Source organism: Enterococcus sp. DIV0802b, from assembly GCF_050543535.1.
GTDB classification, from domain to species: Bacteria; Bacillota; Bacilli; order Lactobacillales; family Enterococcaceae; genus Enterococcus_D; species Enterococcus_D entomosocium.
In genome coordinates this window covers 3155691-3175467 of record NZ_CP172941.1, presented here as the reverse complement: position 1 = coordinate 3175467, position 19777 = coordinate 3155691, and the positions used below count along the sequence as shown (strand labels likewise).

The 19777-nt window shown below is 44.9% G+C and carries 19 protein-coding genes; 10 read left to right on the top strand and 9 right to left on the bottom strand.

Annotation, left to right across the window (positions count from 1 at the left end; translation table 11 throughout):
* Positions 1 to 44 precede the first annotated feature (44 nt).
* Together IGJ12_RS14785 and IGJ12_RS14780 are read left to right on the top strand one after the other, a co-directional pair.
* On the top strand, positions 45 to 2219 hold the full coding sequence (locus IGJ12_RS14785; protein WP_016621940.1) for a PTS transporter subunit IIBC: 2175 nt from the start codon (positions 45 to 47) through the stop codon (positions 2217 to 2219).
* A gap of 93 nt (positions 2220 to 2312) precedes the next feature.
* Complete coding sequence (locus tag IGJ12_RS14780; RefSeq protein WP_005233544.1) at positions 2313 to 3143, top strand: endonuclease/exonuclease/phosphatase family protein; 831 nt, start codon at positions 2313 to 2315, stop codon at positions 3141 to 3143.
* Positions 3144 to 3198: 55 nt separating this feature from the next.
* Here the strand turns inward: IGJ12_RS14780 and IGJ12_RS14775 are convergent, their stop codons facing one another.
* The 7 genes from IGJ12_RS14775 to IGJ12_RS14745 all read right to left on the bottom strand — a co-directional run bounded on the left by IGJ12_RS14775 (position 3199) and on the right by IGJ12_RS14745 (position 11212).
* The gene (locus tag IGJ12_RS14775) at positions 3199 to 3639 is read right to left on the bottom strand and encodes a hypothetical protein (RefSeq protein ID WP_016621938.1); all 441 of its coding nucleotides are present in this window, start codon (positions 3637 to 3639) and stop codon (positions 3199 to 3201) included.
* Positions 3632 to 4405 (bottom strand): MurR/RpiR family transcriptional regulator, encoded by a 774-nt coding sequence (locus tag IGJ12_RS14770; protein ID WP_016621937.1) that lies wholly within the window; start codon positions 4403 to 4405, stop codon positions 3632 to 3634. The genes IGJ12_RS14775 and IGJ12_RS14770 overlap by 8 nt, the downstream gene beginning before the upstream one ends.
* Before the next feature lie 63 nt (positions 4406 to 4468).
* Positions 4469 to 5800: a 6-phospho-alpha-glucosidase gene (locus IGJ12_RS14765; protein WP_008379332.1), complete on the bottom strand. Its 1332-nt coding sequence runs from the start codon at positions 5798 to 5800 to the stop codon at positions 4469 to 4471.
* A 13-nt stretch (positions 5801 to 5813) separates the two neighbouring features.
* Positions 5814 to 7406 (bottom strand): alpha-glucoside-specific PTS transporter subunit IIBC, encoded by a 1593-nt coding sequence (locus IGJ12_RS14760; RefSeq protein ID WP_016621936.1) that lies wholly within the window; start codon positions 7404 to 7406, stop codon positions 5814 to 5816.
* Between the two features lie 187 nt (positions 7407 to 7593).
* Positions 7594 to 8265: a type 1 glutamine amidotransferase gene (locus IGJ12_RS14755; protein WP_005233555.1), complete on the bottom strand. Its 672-nt coding sequence runs from the start codon at positions 8263 to 8265 to the stop codon at positions 7594 to 7596.
* Positions 8258 to 9607: a Mur ligase family protein gene (locus tag IGJ12_RS14750; protein WP_042890677.1), complete on the bottom strand. Its 1350-nt coding sequence runs from the start codon at positions 9605 to 9607 to the stop codon at positions 8258 to 8260. The genes IGJ12_RS14755 and IGJ12_RS14750 overlap by 8 nt, the downstream gene beginning before the upstream one ends.
* A gap of 198 nt (positions 9608 to 9805) precedes the next feature.
* Positions 9806 to 11212, bottom strand: coding sequence for a TrkH family potassium uptake protein (locus IGJ12_RS14745; RefSeq protein WP_008379338.1), 1407 nt, complete (start codon positions 11210 to 11212; stop codon positions 9806 to 9808).
* Positions 11213 to 11603: 391 nt separating this feature from the next.
* On the opposite strand from IGJ12_RS14745, the gene IGJ12_RS14740 reads away from it, so the two are divergent.
* Together IGJ12_RS14740 and IGJ12_RS14735 are read left to right on the top strand one after the other, a co-directional pair.
* Entirely contained in the window at positions 11604 to 12422 is an 819-nt protein-coding gene (locus tag IGJ12_RS14740) for a Cof-type HAD-IIB family hydrolase (protein ID WP_016621934.1), read from the top strand.
* Positions 12423 to 12604: 182 nt separating this feature from the next.
* The gene (locus IGJ12_RS14735) at positions 12605 to 13399 is read left to right on the top strand and encodes an HAD family hydrolase (RefSeq protein ID WP_369596796.1); all 795 of its coding nucleotides are present in this window, start codon (positions 12605 to 12607) and stop codon (positions 13397 to 13399) included.
* Positions 13400 to 13551: 152 nt separating this feature from the next.
* Here IGJ12_RS14735 and IGJ12_RS14730 read toward each other — a convergent pair whose 3' ends face one another.
* Together IGJ12_RS14730 and msrA are read right to left on the bottom strand one after the other, a co-directional pair.
* The gene (locus IGJ12_RS14730; RefSeq protein ID WP_005233563.1) at positions 13552 to 14616 is read right to left on the bottom strand and encodes an iron-containing alcohol dehydrogenase family protein; all 1065 of its coding nucleotides are present in this window, start codon (positions 14614 to 14616) and stop codon (positions 13552 to 13554) included.
* 162 nt (positions 14617 to 14778) lie between these two features.
* Entirely contained in the window at positions 14779 to 15297 is a 519-nt protein-coding gene (gene msrA / locus IGJ12_RS14725) for a peptide-methionine (S)-S-oxide reductase MsrA (RefSeq protein WP_016609916.1), read from the bottom strand.
* A 92-nt stretch (positions 15298 to 15389) separates the two neighbouring features.
* Here msrA and IGJ12_RS14720 point away from each other — a divergent pair, with 92 nt between their 5' ends.
* The 6 genes from IGJ12_RS14720 to prmC all read left to right on the top strand — a co-directional run bounded on the left by IGJ12_RS14720 (position 15390) and on the right by prmC (position 19623).
* On the top strand, positions 15390 to 15911 hold the full coding sequence (locus IGJ12_RS14720; protein ID WP_005233565.1) for an AAA family ATPase: 522 nt from the start codon (positions 15390 to 15392) through the stop codon (positions 15909 to 15911).
* A gap of 2 nt (positions 15912 to 15913) precedes the next feature.
* Complete coding sequence (locus tag IGJ12_RS14715) at positions 15914 to 16339, top strand: GNAT family N-acetyltransferase (protein ID WP_005233566.1); 426 nt, start codon at positions 15914 to 15916, stop codon at positions 16337 to 16339.
* 54 nt (positions 16340 to 16393) lie between these two features.
* Positions 16394 to 16975: a GNAT family N-acetyltransferase gene (locus IGJ12_RS14710; protein WP_042890675.1), complete on the top strand. Its 582-nt coding sequence runs from the start codon at positions 16394 to 16396 to the stop codon at positions 16973 to 16975.
* 136 nt (positions 16976 to 17111) lie between these two features.
* Positions 17112 to 17696 carry a thymidine kinase gene (locus IGJ12_RS14705; protein ID WP_005227882.1) on the top strand — a complete coding sequence of 195 codons (585 nt, stop codon included), beginning with the start codon at positions 17112 to 17114 and terminating at the stop codon, positions 17694 to 17696.
* A gap of 3 nt (positions 17697 to 17699) precedes the next feature.
* Positions 17700 to 18773, top strand: coding sequence for a peptide chain release factor 1 (gene prfA, locus IGJ12_RS14700; protein WP_005227884.1), 1074 nt, complete (start codon positions 17700 to 17702; stop codon positions 18771 to 18773).
* Entirely contained in the window at positions 18766 to 19623 is an 858-nt protein-coding gene (prmC, locus tag IGJ12_RS14695) for a peptide chain release factor N(5)-glutamine methyltransferase (RefSeq protein WP_016621930.1), read from the top strand. Before prfA ends, prmC begins: the two co-directional genes overlap by 8 nt.
* Positions 19624 to 19777 lie beyond the last annotated feature (154 nt).

The window sequence follows — 19777 nt, the reverse complement described above, 5'->3', positions numbered from 1 at the left end:
AAGAAACCGATTGCGTAAATCGATTCAGGGAAGGAAGAAGGAAGATGAAAAAATTATTGAGCTTCGAATTTTGGCAAAAATTCGGAAAAGCGCTAATGGTGGTTGTCGCTGTTATGCCAGCCGCTGGTTTGATGATCAGTATTGGGAAAACGATCCCAATGATCAATGCCGACTGGGCATTCTTGATCACCACAGGAGGCGTCATTGAAAACATTGGTTGGGCAATTATTGGTAACTTGCATTTATTATTTGCATTAGCTATTGGTGGTAGTTGGGCTAAAGAGCGAGCTGGTGGGGCATTTGCTGCCGGGATCGCCTTTATTTTGATCAATCGGATCACTGGTTCGATCTTTGGCGTGACGAGCGCGATGTTAACCGAAGAAGGCGCCTTTACCCATACGTTGTTTGGGACAAAGATCATGATCGACGGTTTCTTTACTAGTGTATTAGAAGCACCTGCTTTGAACATGGGCGTCTTTGTCGGGATCATCGCCGGTTTTGTGGGGGCAACAGCTTACAACAAATACTATAATTTCCGCAAATTACCGGATGCGCTTTCCTTCTTTAACGGCAAACGCTTCGTCCCTTTCGTGGTGATTGCCCGTTCAGTAGTCGTCGCATTAGTGTTATCAATCGTTTGGCCTTACATTCAAGCCGGTATCAACAACTTCGGTTTATGGATCGCGCAATCACAAGAAAGTGCGCCCGTTTTAGCACCTTTCTTGTTTGGAACCTTGGAGCGGCTGCTCTTACCATTCGGGCTGCATCATATGTTGACGATCCCGATCAATTACACCGAATTAGGTGGAACCTACACAATTCTTTCTGGGGCACAAGCCGGCACCCAAGTCTTTGGACAAGACCCATTATGGCTTGCTTGGGCAACAGATCTAGTGAATATGCGCAATGCTGGAGATACGTCACAATATCAATTTTTATTGGAAAACTTTGTTCCTGCCCGCTTTAAAGTTGGACAAATGATTGGTTCATCTGGGATCTTGATGGGCTTGTCTTATGCCATGTACCGCAATGTCGATGCGGACAAACGGCACAAATATACCTCTATGTATTTATCAGCTGCCATCGCTGTCTTCTTGACAGGGGTAACAGAACCGTTGGAGTTCATGTTTATGTTTGCTGCCGTACCGCTTTACATCGTTTATGCAGTCGTACAAGGGGCGGCATTTGCGATGGCGGATATCGTCAACTTACGGGTCCATTCTTTTGGGAATATCGAGTTGTTGACCCGTACCCCAATGGCGATCAATGCCGGCTTAGGACAAGATTTGATCAACTTTGTGTTAGTGACCATCGTCTTTGGTGTCGGGATGTATTTCTTGGCAAACTTCTTGATCAAAAAATTCAACTTTGCAACACCAGGTAGAAACGGCAACTATGAAACAGAAGGGGCCAGCGATGCGCCAGCAACTGCTTCGGCGGATGGCAACTTGAACCCAGATTCACAAGTCGTGAAAATCATTCATTTATTAGGTGGACGTGAAAATATCGCCGACGTTGATGCATGTATGACTCGTTTACGGGTCTCTGTGAAAAATCGAGAAGCGGTCGGCGATGAAAAAGCGTGGAAAGCCGCAGGGGCTTTAGGCTTGATCGTAAAAGACAACGGTGTGCAAGCAGTCTATGGACCGAAAGCAGATGTCTTAAAATCAGACATTCAAGATATCTTAGATTCTGGTGTCACGATTCCCGAACCGACTGCTAGTCAAGCACCAGCTGAAACCACTACCCATCAAAGCCAAGGCGTGACAGCTGAACTAGCTGCCGTTGCCACTGGAGAAGTGATGCCGATCACCTCTGTCAAAGACCAAGTGTTTGCGGAAAAAATGATGGGTGACGGTTATGGTATACGTCCAGAGCAGACGACAGTTGTCGCACCAATCAGCGGGAAAGTCACCAACATCTTCCCAACGAAACATGCGATCGGCTTGCTTTCTGATGAAGGCATCGAAGTATTGGTTCACATGGGCTTAGATACCGTTGACTTAAACGGTGCACCCTTTACGGTAGCTGTCACTGAAGGACAACAAGTGGCGGTCGGTGACAAGTTAGCGGAGATGGATCTCGCTGCAGTAAGTGCTGCTGGCAAAGACACCACCATCGTTGTAGTGTTGACCAACAGCGATCAAATCGATTCCTTTGAATTGACCCAAATCGGCAAGCAACAAGCAGCCGCAGTTGTTGGAATCGTAAAACTATAATAAAATGACAAGCGGGTCGACTCTTTTGTTGACCCGCTCTCTTTTATTTTTAAAAGGAATCGTACAAGCAAACCGAGAGAAGGAGCCTTATTCATGAAGGTATTAACATTGAACACCCATAGCTGGTTAGAAGAAAATCAGCTAGAAAAATGCAAAATGATCGCACAAGAGATTGCAACAGGCGACTATGACATCATCGCCTTGCAAGAAGTCAACCAAACGATCGCTGCTCAAACCATCGTTCCTGATGGGCTTTATTGCCCGACAGATACGCTGGTGGAAATCAAGGAGGACAATTTTGCTTTACGCCTAGTGGAAGAACTGCAACTGTTAGACTGTGACTACTATTGGTCATGGACCTACAGTCACGTAGGCTATGACATTTACCACGAAGGCAATGCCTTATTGTCCAAACAGCCCATCATTGCCAAAGAATATCTTGCTTCACAAGCCACGGATGTCTGGGATCATACCACGCGCAAAAACCTGAGCGGCGTGACTGAAGCCGATGGGCAGATCGTACAAGTCGTTAGCTGTCACTTTTCTTGGTGGCAAGACGGTAAATTTGCCTACGAGTGGCAACAGACAGAAGCATTTTTAGCAGAACGGGCAGATACCTTATTGATTCTAGGAGATTTCAACAACGATGCGGCCAGTTCTGGGCATCAACTGGTCCTTGACAGCTCCTTACAGCTGCAAGACAGCTTTTTAACGGCTGCTGAAACGACCGGGGAAGCCTCTGTCGTTAAAGCCATTGATGGCTGGCAAGACAATCGAGAAGCGTTGCGGATCGATTATGTTTTTGCATCAAAAGACCTGCAAGCAACGGAATATGAAGTCGTTTTTGACGGAACGCGTACTCCAATCGTCAGCGATCACTTTGGAATCAAAGTGGTTTTTGCTTCAAAAACAGATCCAAACTAACATGAGCGACAGCAAAAAGCAGTGCCAACCGGCACTGCTTTTCTTTTTGGGGAAGTTAAATCGCTGATCGAACAAGGAGGAAAAAGAATAAACTCAATAAAAGAATGAATGCTAATGCCCCATAGGTAAAACTCTTTTCGCCCCAAGTTGCGGTTTCCTCCTGACTCGAAAGACTTCTTCTTGTAAAAAAGACGAGTCCTGCGCCGATGACATTCGCTGTCAGCAACTGTTGGAAGAAGATCAGGAATAAATACTGTCCCAAAAGGCCTTTTTTACTCATGGAAAACCGTTGAATAAAGTACAGGCAAGCCCCTTGCAGCAAAAGGAGACTACTTAACAAGACCCCTAAAGCGGCTAACGGTTGCGAGTTGAGGTACTGGGCAAAGGTCATCCCATGGTTGAAGGCAGTCAAGGAAAGATAAAGATAGTAAGCACCGGCGATCAAAAGCCAATAACTCAGTAAAATCAATGGAAACGCCCATTTTCGTTTAGTCATGGTTGCCCTCCTGTAAAGTGAATAGTCCGTAGGAACGGATCAAATAATCAATCAAGCAGCTCAGTCCGATCAAAGACTGGCTAGGGATTTTCTTGCGACCGATTTGAAAAAAATCGCAATAATAGGTCAGGTGAAACGTTGAATGGCGAGCAAAATAATTATCTCCTGGCGCACTCAATGTCAAAACGGGAATCTGACGAATCGCAAAAGTCGTCAGATTCTCTTTGACGTTTTCTGTTTCGCCGCTGAGTGAGGCGATGATCACACAATCTTCGGCAGTGATCATCGGCATGACCATATCAAATTCCGTTTTGTTCGGCAATACGATCACTCGTTTTTCCATAGAAAGCATCATTTTGGAAAACTCCTCCAGTGCTTTCTTTTGGGAGAACCCAGTTGGGTAGCAGTAGATGGTTTTGCTGCGGTCAAACAAGCGGTTGAGGGCAGCTAAGTCTACTGTTTTTACATAGTTTAGGGTGGCGAAAATATCCTCTTGTTGCTTTTCAAAAATCGTTTTTTGCTGCGAAATCGTTGTTGCCTGTTCTTGCTGATGCCGTAGAAAATATTTGAACTCGGAATAGCCAGAAAAACCAAGTTTTTTCGTCAACCGTAAAATAGATGACTTTGAGACGTGAACCTGCTCGGATAGCTCGACGATCCCCATAGATAGAACGGTATCGCCGTGGGAAAGAATATAGTTCAGAATGCCACGATCAAGTTCACTTAACTCTGCTTGGTGCTGTTGAATCAAATACTGTAATTTCACAAAAACCCCTCCTTATTGATTAAGTATAGCTGAAAAGCCAGGAGGGGAGGCGAAGAACGCTGGCTAGTGTAATTCTGGCCAAAAGGCTTGATTTGCTTCGATCAATTCATCGAGTAATTCTTTGGCTACACGGGCATTTGGGACCACTTTTGAAAGAATCAGTGCTTGCCACAGCTTCTGGTAAGAACCCTCTGCCCAAGCTTCCACGACTAATTTTTCTACGGCGACTTGTTGTTCCATCAATCCTTTTTGGAAGCGAGGGATCTTGCCTTGTGTGATTGGTTCTGCCCCGTTACTGCCGACGATACAAGGCACTTCCACCATTGCCTGTTCATCAAAGTTGACGATCGCTCCTTCGTTAGGCACGATCAACAGCATTCGTTCTTGCGTGTTATAAGCAATCGCTCGTGCAAGGTCAACAATGTAGCTGGCGTGTTCATCCACTTCAAGCGTGGTGTCAGTCGCTGTCTGGTTCTCTACGATGCGTTGGCATTCACCAAAGACGTGTTTTTCGCGGCCAGCCATGACTTCATTTGCCCGTGTAAAAGATGGGTTGGTGTGCGCCACTTCATCTTGAGGGAAAAAGTAATACTTCAAGTAGGTATTTGGCAAAGTGGATGGATCAACCTCGTACACTTCTTTTGCTTTGGCAAAGGTGTGCATCCAGCTGGCATCAGCATGTTGGCTCGCTTCGATTTCTTCTGGCAATGAATAGCCGTATTTTGCTACATGCGCTTGGATCTGCGGCAGCAAGTCATTGCCAGCTTTGTCTCGTATATCTGTCCACCAGCCAAAATGATTCAAGCCATAATAGCGAACGACCAATTCTTTGCGAGAAGCTAAACCGATCGCTTGCGCCATCCGTTCTTCGATTCCCACTGGCATATCACAAATATTAATGATCTTAGCATCAGGGCGCAATTTACGAGTCGCTTCTGCGACGATCGCTGCAGGATTGGAATAATTCAACATCCACGCATCAGGGGAATATTTTTCCATATAATCGACTAACTCCAATACACCGCCGATAGAACGCATCCCATAAGCGATCCCGCCAGGACCACAAGTTTCTTGGCCGACCACACCATATTTCAAAGGGATTTTTTCATCCTTTTCGCGCATCGCATACAAGCCAACTCGGATATGCGCCATCACAAAATCGACATCCTGAAACGCGGTTTCGGGATCAGTGGTTGCTAAAAAGCTGATTTCGGGTGCGCGTTCTTTCAATAAAATCTCGCAAGCTTGTGCCACTTTTTCTTGTCGTTCTTCCAAATTGTCGTAAAACTTGATTTGGCGAATCGGGAAACGATCCAAGTGTTCTAAAAGCATCAAGACGATTCCAGGGGTAAAGGTACTGCCGCCTCCAGCGATCACGATTGAAAATTTTTTCATTTTTGTTTCCTCCTTAGTCTGATACAGCTAATAATTTTTCGAATTGTTCTCTCACTTGTGGCACATCCAGACCAACGATCACTTGGAAGGCGTTGCCGTTGCGAACAACACCATGGGCACCAGCACTTTTAAAGATGTCATCTGGCAGCACTTGGTCTTGATCTTTAACGGTGATTCTTAGGCGAGTAGCACAATTAGTGACTTTATCAATGTTGTCGCGACCGCCAAACCCTTCTAAGTAGACTGCGGCTTGTTCGGTGTAGCGATTGGCACCAGCAATCACTGGAGTTCCAGTGTTGGCTTGTTTTTCTTTGTAATCTTTTTTGGTGTATAGTTTGACTTCGCTATTGTTTTCTTCCCGTCCTGGTGTGGCTAACTTAAATTTGAGGATCAAGAAGCGGAAAACAAGGAAATAAAGCGCAGTAAAGGCTAACCCAATCACCAACTGCGTGAAGATCATACTGCGATGATTTTGAAATAGCGGAATCCAGACCTTCGCTAACAGATCGATCAAGCCGCCCCCCATATCTCCAACGACCCCGAAGGCAAACATCGTTGCCGCCATGGTCGCTGCTAAAACAGCGTGCACCGCAAAGAGGGGTGGTGAGATAAAGAGGAAGGTAAATTCCAATGGCTCAGTGATACCAGCTAAAACGGCAGTTAAAGTGGCAGGGATCAAAATCGCTAAGACTTTCTTTTTATTCTCAGGCTTGGCTGTGAAATAAAAAGCAGCAGCGATCCCCGGTGCAGCAAAGATCTTAGAATTGCCATGTAAAGCAAAGCCCCCTTCAGGGAAAAGCTCTTTCAATGGTCTGGTGGATTGGGCAAATTCTTGTAAATGTGCCATCCAGTATTTGGAGATTCCTTCTTCGACGACAGCAGGACCAAAAACAAAGGGGGTATACACGAAATGATGGAGACCTGTGGGGATCAATATTCGCTCTAAGAAAGTATAGAGCCAGACCCCAAAGACCCCAGCACTTGCTAGAAACCCTTGCATGGACCCAATGCCAGCTTGGACTTTCGGCCAAATCAATGCAATCAAGAAAGCGACTGGCAACATCAAAAAGAATCCAAGGATCACGACAAAGGAAGAGCCTTGGAAGATTCCGAGAAAATCAGGCAGCTTCGTATCGAAAAACTTGTTGTGAAGATAGACGACGATCGCCGAAATAAAAATTGCTCCGATAATACCAGTATCTAATGTTTTGATGCCGGCGATCATTTTCAAGCCACTCTCACCGCCGGGATCAGCTGCAAAGTTGACACCGAAGAAGTGACCAAAGTATTCGATCATGCCAGAAATAAAATAATTACAAGTAATATAGACGACAAAGGCTTCCATTGCCGCTCGCGCATTGGCTTTTTTTGCGAGACCGATCGGTAATCCAATAACAAATAGTAATTCCATTTGGTTGAAGACCGTCCATGCACCGTTTTCAATAATCGTCCAAATGTTGAACCAAGTAGAGCCTTCAGTGGCGATGCTCCCCACAAGCATCGGATTTTTAAAGATAATACACAGCGCGACCATGATCCCCGAAAATGAAAACAAGAGGACCGGGGTAAACATCGCACCGCCAAACCGCTGAACTTTTTCCATCATAATTTCTTAACATCTCCTTTCAATTTTTACTACAACCTCAGTATAGAAAAGAAAGATAGCGGTTACAATAAAGCGAGGTGGCATAGGAACGTAGAAGCAAACAAAGAGAAAAGGTAGCAACTGCGGGGAAATTTCCCATAAAAAAACAAACCTGCGAAAAACAGGTTTGTTTGCTAAGTACGTGTATTTAAATTTCGACGTTGCCATAACGATTGGCAAGGGCGGTGCGGATCAAGCGCTCTGCCAAATGCTCATTTCTTGCGAGAAGCGGTCCGTGGAAGTAAGAGCCGAACACATTGCGGTAAACCACGCCTTCGGTTTGGTCTTCGCCATTGTTTCCTTGTCCTTGGATGACTTTCCCCAATGGTTTTTCCCCTTTACCTAAGAAAGTACGGCCATTATGGTTTTCAAAGCCATAATAGGTCTCATCGAATTCTTCATTGTGGATCACGATGTCACCGATGAAACGGTTGTTTTCTTGGCTTAAGGTGTAATGATCCAAGGCACCGATCCCCTTGATTTTCTCGCCGTTGGCACCGATGTAGTAATGACCCAGCAATTGATAGCCGCCGCAAATTGCCAGCATCACGCCATCATTTTCGATATAGCTGGTCAGGGCTTCTTTTTTTGATTGGATATCTTGTGAAACGATCACTTGTTCAAAATCTTGTCCGCCACCGAAGAAGACGAGATCATATTTTTCAGGATCGAAGGGCTCGTGAATGCTGACGACTTCTGCGTTGAAGGTCACGCCTAGTTTTTCGGCCACGTAGCGCAACATCAAGAGATTGCCGTTATCGCCGTAAGTATTCAAAAGATTTCCATACAAGTGGGCAACATTCAGTTGATACTTAGTCACGACTCATTCCTCCTTTGATATAGCCTTTTTCCGCAAGCTTTTTGCGTAGCTGCAGGACTGCAGTGTAAGTCGCTAAAATATAGACTTTTTCTGTTGGTAAGTCTGCAATTTGCTTGATGACGTCATCAAGTTCAGGGGTTTCAATGATTTTCTCTTCAGGGATCCCCGCAACTTTTAACCGCAACGCCATATCTTTGTGACGATCACCACCAGCGACCACTTGAGGAATCCCCATATCGGCAAACGCTTCATGGTCGCCATCCCAAATCCAGCTGACGTCGATCCCATCTGCGTAGTTGGCATTCAACAAGCTGACTAGTGAGAAAGGATAGGGCGACAGGCTGATCATATCGATGACTTGGTTCAAACCAACAGGGTTTTTAACTAAAACTAACGTACATTCTTTGTCCCCGATGCGGATCACTTCTTGGCGGCCAAAGACTTTTTCGTCATAGGCCAAACCAGATTTGATTTTTGCAGGTGCTACGCCATAATATTCCGCAACCGCAGTTGCCGCCAGCGCATTGTAGACATTGTACATCCCACCAACTTCGATGCGATAGTCATTGCCATCGATCACAAAAGCAGCAGAGGTGTTGTCCATTGCAGTCATTTCCGTCAGTTTATAATCCAATTCTGGTCGATGGAAGCCGCAATTTGGGCAGTAGTATTTCCCAAGATTGGCATAGGTGATCATTTTATAATGCAAAATGTGATGACACTCAGGACACAACACGCCATCCGTATTGTAATGGGCCATCTGCTCTTCATCTGGCAAATGATCAAATCCATAGTATTTCCGCGGATTGACAGTTGCCACCGAATTAAACAGTGGCGAATCCCCATTGCAGAGGATCGTTGCTTCCGGTGAGTTTGCGGCACCTTCAACGATCATTTTATAGGTCGTATAGATCTCGCCATAACGGTCCATTTGATCGCGGAAAATATTGGTGAAAACGAACAATTCCGGTTTGATGTACTTCGTTACTTTGCTGAGACTGGCTTCATCGATTTCTAAAACCGCAAATTTTTTGCCTTTTTTAGGGCGTGCCGATAGAAAGGTTGAAACGATCCCTTGGACCATATTGGCGCCGGTGGGGTTCGTTAATACTTCATCAAATTCTTGGCGCAAAATATTGACAGTCAAGGCAGTCGTCAATGTTTTGCCGTTGGTGCCTGTGATCACGACGACTTGGTAATCTTTCGCCAAATGATCTAATATATGTGGATCAACTTTTAATGCTAATTTACCAGGCAGGCTTGAGCCACCTTTGAAAAAGTTCTTTAATACCCATTGAGAGGTCTTACCGACTGAAACAGCCAGATGACTTCGTATTCCCATAATGTAACCCTCCATTAGAGCGAATGCTTTCGTTGTGCAAATTCAATTTATCATACCATATACCAAGAAAAAGGTTAAATTGCTTTTGCGATTCTTTAAATTTCTACAAAGACCATTCTGATAAATGGCTCTTTTACTTGCGATGATCAAAGGCTTGAAAAGCAAAACAGCAAACCTTCTGCCAGGTTTGCTGCTGCTTTAACCGATAATGATTTTTTCCGTTGGGTACTCGTAGCCTAAGTCACGTGTTTCTTTTGGTACGAATAACATCAAGGTGTACAGCATACCGACACGGCCGATAAACATCAAAAGAGCAATCACGAGTTTGCCGATGGTTGATAAATCGCCCGTGATTCCTAAAGAAAGCCCTGTGGTTCCAAAGGCCGAGGAAACTTCAACAATGATGGCGATCAAAGGGATATCCTCGATGGCGGTCAAGAATAAGACACAAAAGAAGCACATGCCCATCGAAAGCATGAAGACCACCACTGATTTACGGACGTCATCTTGATCGATCCGGCGACCGAAGATATTGATATTGTCCTCACTTTTCAAGAAGGCATAGAGGTACAGCCCAATGATGGCAATGGTCGTCGTCCGAATCCCCCCACCAACAGAGCTGGGACTACAACCAATAAACATCAGCAAGGAGAAAACGATCAACGTCGTGGTTTGGAAGTTGCCTAAGTCATGGATCTGCAGGCCAGCATTCCGCGTTGTCATGGAATAAAACATGCTGTTCATCCACATACCACTAAAGCTGTAATCTTTGAATAAATAATCTTTCTCAAGGAAAAAGATCGCTAATGTACCGCCGACAAAGAGGATCACGAAAGCCAAAACAGCAATTTTTGTGAATAAAGAAAAGCGAAACGGCAAGCGGCGGCGTTGTTTTTTCATTTTAAAAAGGACCCATTCCCGAAAGTCCATGATCACTGGAAATCCGATCCCCCCGATAAAAATCAAAATCATGATACACGTCAGGAAGAAATAATCATGGGAAAACGGCAAGATGGAATTGCCCGTCACATCAAACCCTGAGTTGGTCACAGCAGAGATCGCTTGATAAAACCCATAAAAGATCGCGTCACGCCAATTGTCATAATACCCGTAAAGATGAAAATAAACAGCGAAGATCGTACCTGCTACCAACTGACAAACTAAAATGATGGTAAACGTCGTTCGAATCATCCGAACGATCCCGCTAAGCTTTGGCTGGTTCATATCTGTCATGATCAATTGGCGTTGCTTTAAACTGATTTTGCGCCGTGAAACGATCGCAAAAAAGGTCGAGATCATCATGATCCCTAAACCACCAACTTGAAAGAGGACTTCCAATAAAATGACCCCGCGGTCGTTAAATACGTCATTGATCGGGAAGGTAGTCAACCCTGTGACACTGACCGTGCTGACCGCCATAAAGAACAGATCGATAAACGCGACATGAGAGCCCGGTTCCCGAAAGAAGGGAAGTGAAAAAAGCCCCAAAGAGACCACCGTCATCACGATATAATAAAAAACAATCACTTGGATTGAAGATACATTCTGGGAAATAAACGTCTTGCTCCTGCGCTGCGTCAAGCGAGCAAAGCGGGTAAAGTTCATAACAAAAACCCCTCACTAATTAAACTATCCCCAGTATACCAAAGAACCAAGTAGATTTGAAAGAAAGCAGGATAGAATTTATGTGGGGCAGAAATTGCGCAAGGAAACGTTTCTGGAGTGATTCTTTTCATTCGGGCAAAGGAGCCGCCAATCAATCCTTGTGTTTGGCAGCGATGGTCTGCCTTTGAATGATCTTCAATCATTGTAAGGATTTTTGAAAAGGTAGGCACGATTGAATGGTGTAAAGCAGTAGTCTCTTTTTTGAGAGGCACTATCCCTTCAATCGATTTTTTAGCAAGAAAAAGGATGCGGAAGTTGTATATACATGTTAAAATAATAATGTGAGAAAAACGCTTTCTTTAATAAAGAAAGCCAGAATGGAGAGAAGTAGATGAATGCCAACCCTTATGATATCAAGTTAGTAGCTGTCGATATGGATGGAACCTTTATGCGCACGGATTATACGTATGATGTTCCCCGCTTCAAGGTCGTGTTGGCCCGCATGAAAGCAGTCGGCTGTCAGTTTGTCGTTGCCAGCGGCAATCAGTATTACCAGTTGCGGGCTCAATTTCCCGGCTATGATCACGAGCTGAGTTTTGTTGCAGAAAACGGAGCACTTGTCAAAGACAAAGAAACAGTGCTTTTTGCAGCGGACATTCCCCGAGAAACGGTTTTCGCAACCTTAGATTTATGTAAAAAATACTCCGAAGTTAAAAATGTAATGTGTGGGCTCAATAGTGCTTATTGTGAACGGGGAACGGTCAGTGATGCTTTTTTTGAATTAACAAATAAGTATTACCACAAATTGCAATGGGTCGATGACTTTGCCCAAGTAGAGGACACGATCCTGAAATTTGCCCCAACCGTTCCTGTCGAAAAAACGGCCTATTATTCGGAACTATTTCAAAAAGAACTAGCTGGTTTGCTAGTGCCAACAGGCAGTGGGCATGGTTCCGTGGATCTGATCGTGCCTAACTGCCACAAAGCATCAGGATTGGCACGCTTGGTAGAGCGATGGGGGATCACTCCTGAGCAATGTGTCGCTTTTGGCGATGGCGGCAATGATTTGGAAATGTTAGCCTATTGCCAGAGAGGCTATGCGATGGACAATGCGCCAGAAAACGTCAAAGCCGTTGCCACCGCTGTCTGTCCCTCAAATGATGAGGATGGAGTATTAGTCACATTGGATCAGCTGTTCCCGATAGTCTAGGCGTTCTTTAAGATTCTTAAAAATAGGTAAGTATTCCGATCAATTTTCACGATTTCAGAAGAAAACGCTGGCAATTTATGAGAAGATAAAAGAAATAAAAGATAACAGCGACGATCCGCACGGAACAATAGAGAGAAAAGCGCATCAATTTTTTGAAAATCGAGACGGAAATGGGGAAGATCATGAAGAACGTGAAAATTATTTTTTTTGATGTTGATGGCACACTGATCGACATGAACAAAAAGCAAATCTCTGAAAGAATGTTAGCCACATTAAAAACCTTGAAGAAGCAAGGGATCCTGTTGTGCATTGCGACTGGCAGAAGTCCCATCGCGTTGCCGCAATTTGAAGGCGTGACCTTCGATGCGTTTTTGACCTTTAACGGATCGTATTGTTTTAATCAAGCCGAGGGGATCCACCAAAACCCTATTCCTAAAAAAGATGTTCAGCAAATCATAGAAAATGCGACGGCGCTCAAGCGTCCAGTAGCAATCGCAACGAAGGATCGTACCGTTGCCAATGGCAAAGATGCTGATTTAGTTGAGTATTTTTCCTTTGCTCATCAAGAAGTGATCGTGGCAGAAGATTTTGAAGAGTTGATCCAACAGCAAGACATTTTCCAAGTGATGTTAGGTTCAGGGAAAGAAGACTACGCCAAAGTGATGGCAAATACTACAGAGGCGAAAATCACCGCCTGGTGGGATCGGGCAGTCGATATTATTCCAGCCAGCAGCGGGAAAGGAAGCGGCATTGCCAAAATGCTGGCTTACTATGGCTTGGATAAATCCGAAGCCATTGCCTTTGGGGATGGCAACAATGACATTGAGATGCTGGAGGCAGTTGGTTGGGGTCTAGCAATGGCCAATGCTTCGGATGAGTTAAAAGCGATCGCTGACGAAGTGATTGGTCACGTAGCCGAGGAAGGTATTTATCAATACTGCTTAGAAAACGGGTTGCTGGGTGAAGCCGTGCAGTGATGGGCAATGCGTCAGTTGCTGTTGCCCGCTAAGAACATGCGCAGCCAGGATTGCTACTGCGTGTCAGTTTGATCAAATAAAAAAACTGTTTCCGAAATGCATTAGGGAAACAGTTTTTTATTGATATAAAGTTGTTTAGCAATTTGTACGGTTTACAGCGCCTCTACTGCTTCGATCGCCTGATAGACTTTTTCGGGTGTGATCGCAGGATCAATCAAAATAAAGGTTTCTTCTTCCTTGACAGCATAGGTCAGAACCGAGGCGAAGTAATCCCGATCAAGGCGTGTCACGTGGAGATCCTTCAGCTTCATCGGCAAGTGCAAAGCTTCGTAAAACGGCCGTAATTCTTCAATCACATCAAAATCATTGGTATAGGCAAGCTGGACCCAAATGCAGTAGGCGACTTTATTGCCGTGCAAGACACTATGGGTCTCATTCAAATAAGACAAGCCGTCATGCAGCGCATGCGCACCGGACGTGCGGCCAAACTCTACTGCAAAACCGCCAACTTCGCCTGCCAAAGCAATGATCGCGTCGGTGATGCGGGCAAAGGCGGGTGTCAGCTGCCCAGCTTCTAGGTCTTTGACAGCTTGGATCGCATCGGCAATCAGCAAGTTTTTGATCAAAAGAGCGCTTTGGAAACCTAGCCGTACTAAGGCAGTCTTGTCGTCTTCTGCCATGTTGCGGACGATGGCTTCCATTTCATAATATTTGGCTAAGGTATCAGCGATCCCTGCGATAAAGTAATCAACAGGTGTGGCTAGTAAAAAACGGGTGTCGACGATCGTCATGTAGGCACCTTTTTTGGCATAGTCGATTTTACAAATCGTATGATCGGGGTAATAGGCGACGATCACCGGGGTAAAGGGCGCACAGTTGGAAACCAATGTAGGGATCACGATCAGCTCTGCGCCAAGGGTTTGGGCGGTGATTTTTGCTGTATCAGCGACCTTGCCGCCGCCGATTGCCACCACGGCATCTGCTTGCTGGATCGCTTCAGCTAAGGTTTGCGCATTTTCATAACTCGATGATCCATCGTAGCGGTAGATCGGGTAGTCAAATGAATGAGGGTAATAGTTCGAAAACACATCGAATGACTGCTCCCCAGTAATTACTGCTACCTCTTGGAACTCTCGTAAATACTCCGGCAAATCAGTTAAGACCCCATCGCCCGTAATATAACGGTTTGGACCTGGACGGACTTCATTAGCTAACATCAAACAAACACTCCTTTATAATCGTCAGAATTTTCTAATCAGTGTAGCGCGAAAATGCCCTGACTGTCAATTTCCTTTTTGGGAAAAAACAGAAAACAGCCGATCTGCTGACGAGGCAGATCGGCTGTTAGTGATGAATTGTAAGGAACGTTCTCCAAAATGTTAAGCCCAGTTTTGGCGAATAAAGCCGGCTCGACCGGAGCCTTCGCTATAAGCATTGTAATGGGCTGCATTTTTTTTGTAAAAATCTTGATGATAATCTTCTGCAGGATAAAAAGGTTCTGCTGGTTCGATCTTCGTTACGATCGGACGGTCAAAGCGGCCGCTAGCTTGCAACTGCGCCTTTGATTTTTCCGCAATCGCTTTTTGTTCTTCACTATTGTAAAAAATCACTGGACGATAGGAATCACCACGGTCGGCAAACTGACCAAACGCATCCGTGGGGTCTGTCTGCTGCCAATAGATGGCAACTAATTCTTCATAAGAGATGACTTCAGGATCAAAGGTGATTTCAACTGCTTCGGTGTGACCGGTGGTACCTGTCGTTACTTGTTGGTAGGTTGGGTTAGGGACATGGCCGCCAGTAAAGCCCGAAACCACTTTGAGGATGCCTGGCTGTGAATCAAAAGGCTTCACCATGCACCAAAAACAACCACCAGCAAAAATTGCCGTATCTTTCATAGGTATTCCTCCTTTGCTTCTATGGTATGCTTCTAGTAGAGAAAAACAAGAGATATGCTTAGATAACTTACTAACGAAGAAAGGAACCGCCCATGGAAAGCATGTTAATTTTACTACGGGGGAATTCTGGCAGCGGAAAAACCACTATTGCCAAAGCTGTTCAGCACGTTTTTGGGGAAGAGGCAGTGCTGATTTCACAAGATGTTTTTCGGCGAGAAATTTTTTGTGTCAAAGATACCCCTAATAATTTAGCCAGCGGTTTGATGAAAGAAGCTGTCCTATATGCGAAGGGGAAAGTGCCGATGATACTTGTTGAGGGGATTTATTCTCGTGAAAAATACCAAGACTTTCTCGACTTTCTAATGAAACTCTTTCCCCAAAAAAAGCTAGTTTATTATTTTGATCTTTCTTTCGAGGAAACGGTCAAAAGACATCAGACCCGAATGCAGCGAGACTATTTATCCGAGGAAGCGATGCGTAAATGGTGGCTTGAGCGAGACTTGCTTTTCCCAAAAGGATCTTCAGAGGAAAGACTGATCAAAGAAGGCCTAACGATAGCAGAAACGGTCGATCAGATCATCGCAGATTATCAAGAAACAAGAAGGAGTGATTGAATATGGCGCGAATCATTGAACAAGGAACAGACCAAGAATTGGCTGCGTTAGAAACAGCATTAACAGCATACACAAAGCATCAAAAACCATTTACACAAACAGAGACCTATCAGAACTTTAGCAGTGTAATCAAAAAAGAGGGTGTGGTGATTGCTGGTGGCATTGCCTACGCCTCGATGTATCATATCGGCTATCTTGACACCCTGTGGGTCAAAGCATCCGAGCGGGGAAAAGGGTATGGCAAGCAGATTCTTACGGATCTTGAACAGCAGTTGAAAGCATTTGGCTGTGAAAATTGCCAGACGGCGACTTTTGATTTCCAAGCACCAGATTTTTATCAGCGAGTGGGCTATGAAGAAATCGGGAGAATCGCCCATACGCAAAATCAGCTAACAGAAATTTTTCTAGTAAAGAAATTACGTGATTGAATCCCAAAGAAACCGTTGAACAAGGACGAAACCAATGAAAGAGAGGCACAACCAATGTTAGATAAATCAATTCCATATGCAGAAATCTGGATGAAGCGAGCACACAAAAGCACACCGATCCAGCCCATTCAATCCGATAACTATTCGCTACGCAGCTACCAAGCAGGAGACGAAAGGCACTGGGCACGGATCGAAACATCCGTCGGAGAGTTTGACAATGAGGAAGAGGCATTGGCGTATTTTGAAAAAGAATTTATGCCCGAGCAAGCACAGCTAGGACAGCGAATGTTTTTTGCCATTGATCAAACAGGTACACCGGTCGGCACGGCTACCGCTTGGAAAAAAGCCAAGCAAGACGGTACACCGGTTCCGCTAGTCCATTGGGTAGCAGTAATGCCGCAAGCTCAACGTCAAGGGATCGCTCGCGGCTTGGTCACGCAAGTCGTTTCTGTCTTAGAGGCAGCCAACGAGCCGATGTATCTTCATACGCAAACGTGGAGCCACGCAGCAATCAAGCTCTACCAGCAGCTCGGTTTTGTGATCATTGCAACGGATATCAATGGGAATGAAAATCCAGAATATCCACTGGCTTGTCAAGTATTGGCAGAAGTGGCCAGAAAAGCCAGAAATGATTAAGAAGTACCGGCAGCAAAAAATCCGTTAACTTTTCGTAAAACTCTTGCGTAAAAGGCGGCGTGTGTCGAATTTAAGTCTGTAAAAATTCTCCTTTTTCAAGTATAATACCAAAGGAGTATGAGGAAGGATGGGCGAGATGGCACAGCTTTTTTTTAAATATGGCGCAATGAATAGTGGGAAAACGATCGAGATACTGAAAGTTGCTCACAACTATGAAGAACAAGACAAACCAGTCGTGATCATGACAAGTGGATTGGACACGAGAAGCGGCGTGGGAAATGTTTCGAGTCGCATCGGCTTAGAGCGAGACGCGATCCCGATTTTTGATGAAACGGATCTATTTCATTTGATCAAAGACCTCGGTTATAAACCTTATTGTATTTTGATCGACGAAGCACAGTTCCTAAAGAAGCATCACGTGCTGGCTTTCACCAAAATCGTGGATGAGTTAGGTATTCCTGTAATGGCCTTTGGCTTGAAAAATGATTTCCGCAATGAATTATTTGAAGGCTCAAAATACTTGCTGCTTTACGCAGATAAAATCGAAGAGATGAAAACCATCTGCTGGTTCTGTCATAAAAAAGCAACCATGAACTTGCACTATATCGACGGAAAACCCGTTTACGAGGGCGATCAAGTACAAATCGGCGGCAATGAAGCGTATTATCCAGTTTGCCGCAAGCATTACTTTCACCCGGGAATGAAAAAAGAAGGAGAATAATCAATGTACGATCAGTTACAAGCAATCGAAGACCGTTACGAAGAATTAGGCGAATTACTAAGTGATCCAGCCGTGATCTCTGACACCAAACGCTTCATGCAGCTTTCAAAAGAAGAAGCCAATACACGGGAAACGGTGGAAGTCTACCGCCGTTACAAAGAAGTCGTTGAAGGAATCAAGGACACTGAAGAAATGCTTGGGGAAAACCTAGATGCAGAAATGGCTGAGATGGCCAAAGAAGAACTCTCTGACTTGAAAAAAGAAAAAGACGTTTTAGAAGAACGCATCAAGATTTTGTTGTTGCCAAAAGACCCGAATGATGACAAAAACATCATCATGGAGATCCGTGGTGCAGCAGGCGGCGACGAAGCAGCCTTATTTGCTGGCGATCTTTTCAATATGTATCAAAAATATGCGGAAAACCAAGGCTGGAAAGTCGAAGTCATGGATGCCAACGTCACTGGGATCGGCGGCTACAAAGAAGTCATCATGATGATCACTGGCGACAACGTCTTTTCAAAATTGAAATATGAGAGCGGCGCCCACCGAGTGCAAAGGGTACCGTCTACCGAATCACAAGGCCGAATCCATACGTCTACGGCAACGGTCGTGGTTATGCCTGAAGCAGAAGAAGTCGAAATCGATATCGCAGACAAAGATATTCGTACCGATATTTACCATGCCTCTGGTGCCGGTGGTCAGCACGTTAACAAAACAGCTTCTGCTGTTCGTTTGACTCACTTGCCAACAGGGATCGCTGTTGCGATGCAAGATGAGCGTTCACAGCTGAAAAACCGTGAGAAAGCGATGAAAGTCTTGCGGGCACGGGTCTATGACCAAATGCAGCAAGAAGCACAAAGCGAATACGATGCAAACCGTAAATCAGCAGTGGGTACCGGCGATCGTTCTGAACGGATCCGGACCTATAACTTCCCGCAAAACCGCGTAACAGATCACCGTATCGGGTTGACTATTCAAAAATTGGATCAAATTTTAGCTGGAAAACTCGATGAAATTGTTGATGCACTGATCGTTTACGATCAAACATCAAAATTAGATGAGATGCAAAATGGCTAAAACCTATCGAGAAGTCCTTTCACGGGCTTCTTCTTTTTTAGAAACGAAAGGACTGGACGGGTATGCGATCCAATACCTGTTTTTACAGCGAAAAAACTGGCAGCAACTCGATTGGCTGCTGCAGATGGACCAACCCATCCTAAGGGAAGATGAGGCACAGATCGCAGCAGATCTTGAACAGTTGCTACAGCATGAACCCCCGCAATATTTATTGGGGTATGAAGAATTTTATGGTCATCGCTTAAAAGTGACCCCTGCAACCTTGATCCCGCGTCCAGAAACCGAAGAGCTGGTGGAAAACTGTCTGGCAAAACTACCAGCAGATCAGCCGCTACGAGTCGTTGACATTGGCACGGGTACAGGAGCGATCGCCATTGCCTTAAAATTGGCACGTCCCCAGTGGTCGGTAAGTGCCGTGGATCTTTCAGCAGAGGCGTTAGCCGTTGCTAAAGAAAATGCGACAGCCTTAGGTGCAGAGATCCGCTTTTTCCAAGGAGATACCTTGGAGCCTGTGGCAGATCAGCAATGGGATCTGATCGTTTCCAACCCGCCGTATATCAGCGCTGAAGAGTGGCCGCTGATGGATATCAGTGTACGGGAAAAAGAGCCTAAAATGGCGCTTTTTGCTCAAGAACAAGGATTGGCGATCTATAAGCAATTAGCACAGCAAGCACCGAAGTGTTTGGCACCAAGTGGGCAAATGGCGCTGGAAATCGGCTTCCAGCAAGGACAAGCTGTTCAACAGCTTTTTGCAGCCGCTTTTTCCAACAAAGAAGTTACCGTAGTAAAAGATCTTGCGGGTCAAGATCGGATGGTGTTCGTCAGTCATCCACAAGATGTGGATAAATAATTTTTTTTTGCTACAGAAAAAGTGCAAAAACCTTATGAAATGAACAATTTGGGAATAAATGGAGTTATAAACAAGGTTATCCACACTTGACAAACGACTTATCCACAAAATGTGGATAAGAAACGAGAAAATGTTGATAAGTGTGGAAACTTCT